Annotated in this window: 8 protein-coding genes and 1 pseudogene; 2 read left to right on the top strand and 7 right to left on the bottom strand. The window is 53.3% G+C overall.

Annotated features, from left to right (window positions below):
* Positions 1-18 precede the first annotated feature (18 nt).
* From yunB to A8990_RS26280, 4 genes are all read right to left on the bottom strand, one after another.
* Positions 19-894: a sporulation protein YunB gene (yunB, locus tag A8990_RS26265; protein WP_116192000.1), complete on the bottom strand. Its 876-nt coding sequence runs from the start codon at positions 892-894 to the stop codon at positions 19-21.
* A 76-nt stretch (positions 895-970) separates the two neighbouring features.
* Positions 971-3,250: an ATP-dependent helicase gene (locus tag A8990_RS26270; RefSeq protein WP_116192001.1), complete on the bottom strand. Its 2,280-nt coding sequence runs from the start codon at positions 3,248-3,250 to the stop codon at positions 971-973.
* A 222-nt stretch (positions 3,251-3,472) separates the two neighbouring features.
* On the bottom strand, positions 3,473-4,576 hold the full coding sequence (locus tag A8990_RS26275; RefSeq protein ID WP_116192002.1) for an ADP-ribosylglycohydrolase family protein: 1,104 nt from the start codon (positions 4,574-4,576) through the stop codon (positions 3,473-3,475).
* 47 nt (positions 4,577-4,623) lie between these two features.
* On the bottom strand, positions 4,624-5,691 hold the full coding sequence (locus A8990_RS26280) for an ADP-ribosylglycohydrolase family protein (protein WP_116192003.1): 1,068 nt from the start codon (positions 5,689-5,691) through the stop codon (positions 4,624-4,626).
* A 140-nt stretch (positions 5,692-5,831) separates the two neighbouring features.
* Here A8990_RS26280 and A8990_RS26285 point away from each other — a divergent pair, with 140 nt between their 5' ends.
* Positions 5,832-6,767 (top strand): nucleoside hydrolase, encoded by a 936-nt coding sequence (locus tag A8990_RS26285; protein ID WP_116192004.1) that lies wholly within the window; start codon positions 5,832-5,834, stop codon positions 6,765-6,767.
* On the opposite strand, the gene A8990_RS26290 is transcribed toward A8990_RS26285, so the two are convergent.
* Together A8990_RS26290 and rpiB are read right to left on the bottom strand one after the other, a co-directional pair.
* Positions 6,764-7,162: a helix-turn-helix domain-containing protein gene (locus A8990_RS26290; protein ID WP_116192005.1), complete on the bottom strand. Its 399-nt coding sequence runs from the start codon at positions 7,160-7,162 to the stop codon at positions 6,764-6,766. The two genes, A8990_RS26285 and A8990_RS26290, sit on opposite strands and share 4 nt — an antisense overlap.
* Complete coding sequence (gene rpiB / locus A8990_RS26295; RefSeq protein WP_116192006.1) at positions 7,149-7,613, bottom strand: ribose 5-phosphate isomerase B; 465 nt, start codon at positions 7,611-7,613, stop codon at positions 7,149-7,151. Before rpiB ends, A8990_RS26290 begins: the two co-directional genes overlap by 14 nt.
* 306 nt (positions 7,614-7,919) lie before the next feature.
* Between rpiB and A8990_RS26300 the strand changes: the two genes are divergently transcribed.
* On the top strand, positions 7,920-8,933 hold the full coding sequence (locus A8990_RS26300) for a LacI family DNA-binding transcriptional regulator (RefSeq protein ID WP_281272531.1): 1,014 nt from the start codon (positions 7,920-7,922) through the stop codon (positions 8,931-8,933).
* A gap of 104 nt (positions 8,934-9,037) precedes the next feature.
* Here A8990_RS26300 and A8990_RS31880 read toward each other — a convergent pair.
* A pseudogene (locus A8990_RS31880) lies at positions 9,038-9,256 on the bottom strand (group II intron reverse transcriptase/maturase); the annotation flags it as partial.

Below are 9,256 nucleotides of genomic sequence, written 5' to 3' on the forward strand. Positions count from 1 at the left end.
TTTTCATGCTAATACCGGTCATTCCCCTGCTGAACCTGCATTCGAATTCGAATTCATATTCGTATTTGCGTCCCCATTAGCCGACGTATCAGGCGCTGCGCTAGTCGCAGCACTATCCTCGGTCGACGTCGTAGTCACGCCGTTCTTGCCATTCTGCATCGGAAGCGAAATGTTCGGCGCATTCGATGCCGAATCTCCGACCGGATTGCCTTTATTGTCGTAATAGTACATCGGCACATCGCCAACAACCAGCAGGTACGAAATCGGAATCTCCGTATCCACGAGCTCCGGCTGCGTGTCGAACGGGATAATAATCGATACTTCCGCTACGATGTGCATATACACCTCGACGAGGATCATATTGATGCCGGCATCCTTTTGCCGTGTATCCAGATCGACCTTTACCGCACCGATCGGCTCGAATTTAACTGGAATACGCGGGCCGAACGAGGCGATGATCGCACTGCCAAGCGCTTGGCCAAGCGGGATTTTCTCCGGAATGTCGCCCATCTTGTTCAGCGTCGTCTGCACGGTATCGATCGTCTCTGAGGTGATTCGCATATGCTCGGAGTAGTTCAGCATGAAGCCGGATATTTTGCCGCTCGCGTTCGTCTTCCAATCAATGAGCTTATCGGCGTTCGATTGCTGGGCAACCTGCTCCGTAATCGCTTTGTTAATGGATTGCGTCGCCACCTGCTTCACGCGAATCTTGGCAACAGCCATCAGCGGACCTTGCAAGTTCCGCTCCACGAAAATAAACATCTGGAAGAAGAACAGCCCGAATATGAGCAGCAAAATAAGAACCAGCTTCCGGCGGCTCATCTTCTTCCCGCTGCCGCCTGACCGGCGCCGGCGTCCGCTGCTTCGCCATCCCCTTCTTCCCCATCTTCGCATATGGGCGCCCCCCTCTCACCAGTTGTCCGCTGTGTCATTCCAAGCTTATGCGGACAACTGGCAAAAAAGAAGAAAGCTAGTTCATCTCGATTAAACCGAGCTGCAAGCAGGCGCTGACCGCGAGCTTGCGCACGCCGGTCGTAAACCGGATCTCAATCGACTCGCCATCAATAGCAAGCAGCTCGCCGCTGCCGAACACACGATGCTTCAGCTGCGCGCCAGGTGCTACGCCTTTGAAGCTCTTGAGCGCATTCGGATTCGGCGGAACGAAGCCCTCCTCCGGTCTGCTGACCGTGACGCCGCTTGATGTTTGCGTCCCCGCATGTTTACGCGTCGAAGTTGTAAGACCAGCTGAATGCTGAGGCACCGGCGGCTCCGCGTTCGGGTCCTGGATATAACGAACCGCCGAGACGAATTCGGATTCCCGCACGTCCTCGCCGTCCCGCTTCCCGTATGCAATCAGCTCCAGCTGCTGCTTCGCCCGCGTCATGCCGACGTAGAAGAGGCGCACCGCTTCCTCCATCTGCTCGGACACTTCACCGTCCACCTTCTTCGTATCTTCGCTCGAAGGAATGATGCCATCGATGAGATCGATCATGTACACGCGCTCGAACTCAAGCCCTTTTGCGCTATGCAGTGTTGAGAAGGTGACCGCATTGGCGTTCTTGTTCTTCTTGGACGCTTTCATGACCGCCTCCAAGTACTTCAGCCGCTTCGCAAAATCCTCCAGCGACTCCAGGCCATCCGCAATATCCTCGAGCGTGTTCAAGATCCCGATCAAGCTCTCCTTGCGAAAACCGAGCCGTTCGCACATCCGATCCAGCGCCCGCTCGTAGCCGAGCTTATTCCGAATCGTTCGAATGGCTTTGCGCGGCGGCATTTCTTTCAGCGATTGGAAATTTTCCTTGCACTCCAGCAGCTGCTTCGGCTGATAGTCTTGCAGCGGCACATGGTTGATCAAGTTGTCGAACACCGACTCGTTATTCTGAATGCGGAGCAGCGCCGCCATTTGCGTTTTCGAAATGTACCCGCTCATCTTCGTATGAATCTTCTCGAGCAGCTCCGGTCTCTTGTCCGTATACGCCATCCGCATGAATCCGAGAATATCCTCGAGAATCCAGTGCGAGAAGAATCGGTTATCGCCATCCTTCATGTAGAAAGGAATGCCGCGGCGTTCGAATTCATTCATCAGCGTAATCGAGGACGAATTGTTCCGGTACAACAGCGCCACCTCGCGCAGCTCCTCAATCCGCGAAACCTTCTCCGCTACATACTTCGCTTGCTGTTTGTAGTCGGCAAGGCTCTTAATCCGAATCGGCCTGTTGTTGGCGTTGCGGGTGAACATGTTCTTGTCGTAACGGTTCTTGTTGCGCTTAATGAACTGGTTCGCGATGGCAACGATATTCTTCGATGACCGGTAATTCTGCTCCATCTTGAGAATCGCCGCATCCGGGTACACGTTCTTGAAATCGAGCAAATATTGCGGTTCCGCCGCGCGCCACGTATAGATGCTCTGATCGTCATCCGCGACAACGCACAGGCAGCCATGCCGGCGCACGAGCTTCTCGATAATCGCATGCTGGACCATCGACGTATCCTGGCTTTCATCCGTCAGCACATAGTCGTACCGGTTCTGATATTTCCAGAGCAGCTCGTTGCTCTCTTCGAGCGCCTTATTGCCAATCACGAGCATATCGTCGTAGTCGATCAGCAGCTTGTCGCTGCGCGAGCGCTTGAACGCTTCATATTCCTTCATAATCAGCGCGGCTTCCTTGACGTCGCAGTTCACGGATGCCCACTGGTCTTCCGGGATCATTTTATTCTTGATAAAGCTGATATAGGTGGTCAGCTCTTCCATCTGCTCTTCCGTGATATTGTCATGGTGAATCCGCTTATAGAGATCACGCAGAATGAACTTCTTGTGCAGCGGCAGATTGTCCCCACCTTCTGCATCGCCATCGCTTTCGTCCTCTACGGCACCTTCGATAATTTGCCAATTCACCTTATTCCGTCGCAAATACTCTCTCATCAGCTCAAAAGCGAGACTGTGAATCGTAGAGAAATCGACGCTGCCGGCAGGATGGTCCGGGAAGAATCGGCTGAACCGCTCCTTCATATCCTGCGCAGACGCCTTGCTGAAAGTGACCGCCTTAATCCGGCTCGGGTGAATGCCTTTTACCTCAATTAAGTAGCCAATCCGCATAATAATCGTTGTCGTCTTGCCTGAGCCCGGCGATGCGAGCAGCAGCAGCGCACCTTCCGTATGCAGCACCGCCTGCCGCTGAACCTCGTTCAGCTGGACGCCAAGCTCGGCCTTCTTCCGTTCAAAAAAATTCGTTGTCGCCCTGTTCGCCATTGCGTTCTAACCCTTCCGTTTCTTCCACTAAACGATAGCGATTCCTCTTCCTCGCACATGAAGAAGGGAATCTACGTTCCCATTTTTCCGATGTTACTAGTATCGCTTGTGGTGCCGTATGCTGCAATAGTTATTTTCTGCCTAGTAGGGGAAAGGGGGCGAGATAGCAAGAAGGGCAGACATATTCGTCTGCCCTTCCTTGTGAACCTAACCATCATCTTGTTAGCCCAGCATCTCTCCCACAAAGCTGTTAATGCTTCGCAGCCGCGTTTGAAATGCTCCGTACAGCCCATCCGCCTGAGCTGCGATCGTCTTCTTGCTGCAGCTGTACTTGTTCGCGCTCGCTGCCAGATCCACCTGCGCAACGAGCGCCTGCGGCAGCGACGCGCCGCCGCTCAAAGCGCCGGCAATACCGGCTGCGAGCGCAGTAACACTGGCCGTATCTCTGCCCATATTCACGCCGGCGATAATCGCATCATGTACATTGGCATGAACCATCTTGACAATACAGATCGCTTTGGTCACCACTTCATTCGCGAAGCTGTTTCCGTACGGTACGCCGTGTCCATGATAGGTTCGATCGAAAGCTTGCCTCAGCTGCTCGAAATCGGTGCAGCCGGCTGTCAGGGCAAGCCCTTTGTCCAGCTCTTCGAGCACATTGTCACGCAAGTAGCCGTACTTATAGCCGTCAATCTGCGCGCCGACGTCGGAGTAATCGCAATGCTCATACAGATCGCGGATCACACTATCGATCGTCGCATCCGGCTTGGTGGCCGCCGCAATTGCCGCCGCAGTGACGCCTGACCACTTCACCCCATAGCTTCGCGAAGCTTGATACAGCTGTCCGAGCTCGAATGCATCGCGAACCGCGCTCTTCACGTCGCCTGCATTAATGAGACCAACTGGATGGCAATACCCGGCGAAGCTGTTCAGTCCTGCATAATCGCAATACTTGCCTAAATCACGAGCCGGCAAGCCATTATTCGCCAATGCCATCAAGCCGATATCGAACGGCTCCATGACCTTCTCAGCATTGATCCTGCGTAAATCCGAATTCCATATTGTCCGCACATCTTCTGCCGTAACGCGATCCTGCCGCTCGCAGATGGCCGTTATTAGCAGCTTCTGCCGCTCGATGCCGCTCTCCGTCGTTCCCGCCGGCCGTGACCAGACACGTTCATAAGGCAGAAGCTTATCAAGCACGCCGTACCGGCCGGCAATCTCCTGCCAGCTCCAGCCTTGTACCGGAGCTCCCATCGCCGCACCGACTTGTGCACCGGCGATGCAGCCGTAAAATTTATCCCGCAAGCTCACTTTGCCACTCATCTCTCGCACGCTCCTTCTCTATGTTCTCTCGCTCGATTCGTCCGCTATTATAATGATCCCATCCGTACAGAATAGGCTTTCAGCTGCGTCAACCTGGATTGGTAGGCTTGATATAATCCTTCCGCGTGCTCCTTGATCGTCCGCTGGGAATTGGTTACGACATGCAGCGTCGTAGCATAATCGGTTTGCTTGATCCAAGCCTCGGGCACGGTCGAGATGCCGGTGAGCGCGCCGGATATACCTGCGGCAACCGCGGTAACGCAGTCGGTGTCGCGCCCCATGTTCACTGCAGCGACCATCGCGTCTTTCACATTGCCTTTCGCCCATTTGAAGATGCAGACCGCCTTGGTTACGACTTCATTCGCATAGCTGACTTCATAGGGGATGCCTCGGATGTTATACGAATCGTAGAGCGCTCTTCGAAATTCGCGATAGTCCTGTATATGAGCCGTCCGCTTCAGCTCGCGGTCAAGCTCTGCGACGACGACATCCGGATCGCACTGATCATAGATTTCGCCGAGTACGCTGTCGAGCGTCGCGCCAGGCTTCGTGCCGGAAGCGATCGCAACGGCGGTCACTGTCGCCCACTTCAGCCCGCGTCCGTTCATCGTCTGATACAGCTGCCCGACTTCGTTCACATCGTCGATGGCGGCCGAGATATCTCCGGCGTTGATAAGCCCGATCGGATGGCAGGAACGGGAGAAGCTGTTGAGACCTGCGTAATCGCAATATTTGCCGATGTCACGGGCTGGAATGCCGCTCTTGGCCATAGCGAGCAATACCGCTTCGAACGGTTCGGAGATCATGCCGGCCGATTCAGGTTTAATGCCTTTGATCCACATTTTCCGGACATCCTCAGCCGTTACGCGGTCCTGCTTCTCCATGATGGCAGATATCATCAGCTTCTGGCGTTCTACGCCGTCCTCCGTCGTGCCCGCTTCACGCTTCCAGCCATTATGAAAATGCTCATAAGGCAACAGCTCCTCCAGTATGCCGTACTCGGAATCGATGCGCTCATAGTCCCAGCCTTCGACCGGCGCGCCCATCGCTGAGCCGATATGAACACCGGCAATACAGCCGTAAAATTTATCAAACAAGCTAACTTGCTCGCTCATTGCTTGTTATCTCCTTTTGGTTTGGTAGGATGCTAGGCAATAATGACCGACTTTGAAATATGCACATATTCGCAGGGCTCGCAGCTCACCTATAATGGACTCGAAGCAACAAACCTATTGATGAGAGGGTGCGGGGTAAAATGGAAAGATACGCAAAGTATAGATTGGATGACGCTATGATGCTGAAACGGCTTGCCCATCCGAAAGATCGGGTCAGGATGATACTGGATACGGATGCATTCAATGAAGTAGACGATCAGTTTGCGCTGGCCTATTCCCTGCTGTCGCCGGATAAGCTGGATCTGCTGGCCGTAACAGCAGCTCCATTCTTCAACTGGAACTCGACAAGCCCAGGCGAGGGTATGGAGAAAAGCTATAACGAAATCTTCAATATCTACAAACTAATGGAGCTCGAGCAGACGCCTCCGGTATATCGGGGATCTGCCCAGTTCATGAACAGTGTCGATGAGCCTGTTCCAAGCGAGGCCGTCGACCGGATTATCGAGTTGGCTCTGAGTGCTGGTGAAGAGCCGCTCTACGTCGTTGCAATCGGAGCCATTACGAACGTCGCCTCCGCTATCGCCAAATGCCCGGAGATAATACGCAGCATTGTCGTCGTCTGGCTGGGACCTAACTCGTACTGGTGGCCGACACAGGACATTTTCAACCTTTCGCAGGACTATCACGCATCGCGCATTATCTATGACAGCGGCGTTCCGCTCGTCATTCTGCCTTGCCATAGCGTAGCCTCGCACCTGCTCACAACCACCTACGAGATCGATGCTTGCTTGCGCGGTCGCAACAAGCTCGGCACATACTTCAGCGATTTGTTCCACGGCAGATTTGAACGGTTCGGCCGCAATCGCCCGGGCTGGTCCAAAGTGCTGTGGGATGTCTCGGCAATTGCTTGGCTGCTGAGCGAGGAGTGGGTGCCTTCGATCGTGCGCAGAACGCCGATTTTGAATCCGAACTTTACCTATTCAAGCGACGACACAAGGCATTTCTATAAAGAAGCGATAGATATCGACCGCAGTCTTGTTTATATCGATTTGTTCGAGAAGCTGTCAAAGAATTAGCGGCATGCCGAAATTCGATCCTCCCGGTATCGTCCTGGCGTAACGCCGACGCTGCGCTTAAAAGCGCGAATGAAGCTGTGTACGTTGGTATAACCGACAGCGCCGCTGATCGCATGCACCGTCTGGCCGTCCGCTGCCAACAGCAATTTGGAACGTTCCATCCGCTTCCGGGTCAGAAGGCTGTAGAAGGTATAGCCCGTATACTGTTTAAGCAGCCGGTTCAAATAAGTTGACGAGCATTTCATCACATCCGTCACTTGCGTCAGGCCAACGTCTCTTCCGAGATTCGAATCGATATATGCCAGCGCCTCCTCGACTTTACGTTGATTGCGATACTCGTAAATAAACGAAGTGTAGAAGGCCTCCAGAGAAGCATGATCATTATGGTTTGACATACTGTACAGCTTCACGCTCCAGCACGGCTAGCTTCTCGACTCTTCTGCGAAATTGTTCTTCGGTGCTGAATGTAGCTTGCACGAAGGAAGTGATCAGATCTTTGGCGAGCCACGCCCCGACAATTTGAGCGCCGATGCACATGACGTTCACGTCGTCATGCTCAACGCTCTGATGCGCCGAGTGATAGTCGTGACATACCGCCGCCCGTATGCCGGGAATCTTGTTGGCGGCAATGCTCGCACCGACGCCAGTTCCGCATACCATGATGCCTCGCTCCGCTTCGCCGCTTAGAACCGATTGGCACACAAGCCGGGCAATATCGGGAAAATCTACGGCATCCGAACTGTGACAGCCATGGTCAGTCACCTCGCAGCCGAGCGACTGCAGATGTGCTGCAACCGCCGATTTCAGCTGAAAACCAGCGTGATCGCAGCCGAGTGAAATGTTCATCTTCGCATCCCTCCCAAGTAAAGTGGATCATTCGCAATAAAATGGTAACGTTGCCATTTTTGAAGATAATCTACATCCTTCAGTCCATATCATGGAACTGACTGACTTTATGGCAACGTTGCCATTTCAAGCCGATCATAGCTCATGCCGCTTGCAGCTGTCAACCTGCTTCAGCCAAAATTTTACCGTACATCTTGCTAGCATTTTGGACGCGGATTCATTAAAATCGTTGATAGATGATGGCATCGTTTGCATTGCATGGATTGAAGCACGCCCAAGGAGGAAATTGCAATTAAGAAACCAAGCATACACGATGTCGCCGAACGTGCGAAGGTGACGCCTTCCACCGTATCGCGAGTTATGAACGGCTCAAATCTCGTCAAGCCAAATACCAGGCAGCGCGTACTCGATGCGATCCAAAGTCTCGGTTATGTCCCTAGCCGGACCGCCCGCATGTTCAAATCCGGCAAGAGCGGCATTCTCGGCCTTGTCGTGAGCGCGCAGCATATTAGCGAGCTTATCTATAACGCGGGCTTCCAGGCGCTCTTCAAAGCGCTGACGGAGAAGGCCCATGCATTGGGCTACAATATTCTTGTTATTACGTCGGCGAATGCCGATTCCGACTCCTTCTTCGATGTAATCAAGAGCCAAGCTGCCGACGGATTCATTATCTTGAGCCCATCCGGGAGCGAGACGCTTGCTGCCATGCTGGATGAAGCGGGCATTCCGTATGTGTTCAACATGAAATATTCGAGCAATACCGAGGACATCTACTATGCTTCCCATGACGATATGGAAGCCGGCTATATGGCAGCCAAATATTTGCTGGATCTCAACCATTCTGACATCTGCTTTATCGTCGGAAGCATTAACGGCCAAGTTATCTCCTTCAACAGCGATCGCATTGCAGGCGTGAAGCGAGCTTTCTCAGAATACGGCGTTCCGTTTAACGAGGATATAATCGTACGAGTTCCCGGCCAAATGGAAGAAAGCTACGCCGCGCTCCACCAGCTGCTGCAATCGCGGAAGCCGACGGCGCTTATGATCTCCAATGAAATTACGACGGTCGCAGCGCTCAATTATTTCTACGATTACGGCTACCGTATCCCGCAGGACCTGTCGGTCATCGGCTTCGGCCCTACGGAATTTTTCCACAAGCTGCGTCCGAAATTGACCAGCGTCAGCTTCGATATCGGATGGTCGAGCGGCCGAATGGTCGAAATGCTGCTGCAGCGGATCGACGGTGCAGCGATACTGCCCGAACCGCCGAGGAAGCCGGAGCTTATTATACGGGAGAGTACGGCGCGCAAGGGGATCTAAGGGTAGGGAAATCCTCCACAATCGGGTAGGAGGCTACCCATTAGTTGAGTAGCCGACCTCCCACACCACCGTACGTACCGTTCGGTATACGGCGGTTCCTAAGTTTACGTTGTAACTTGTCGGTAGTAATCTGAAAAGAATAAGAATCCGAGTTCTTTGAGGGTATTGTTGTCGAGGGATTTGGAGAGGATCGGGCTATGGGAGGTTCTCCAGTAGCCCTTTCTTGTGTTGGCGTATTCCCATGCTTGTTTGGCGCGGATCCCAAATGCTTTTAGGTTCGTAAACCTTGTCTTCACTCGTTTCCATTGTTTCCAGTACACCAT

The organism is Paenibacillus taihuensis, assembly GCF_003386535.1.
Lineage (GTDB): Bacteria > Bacillota > Bacilli > Paenibacillales > Paenibacillaceae > Paenibacillus_Z > Paenibacillus_Z taihuensis.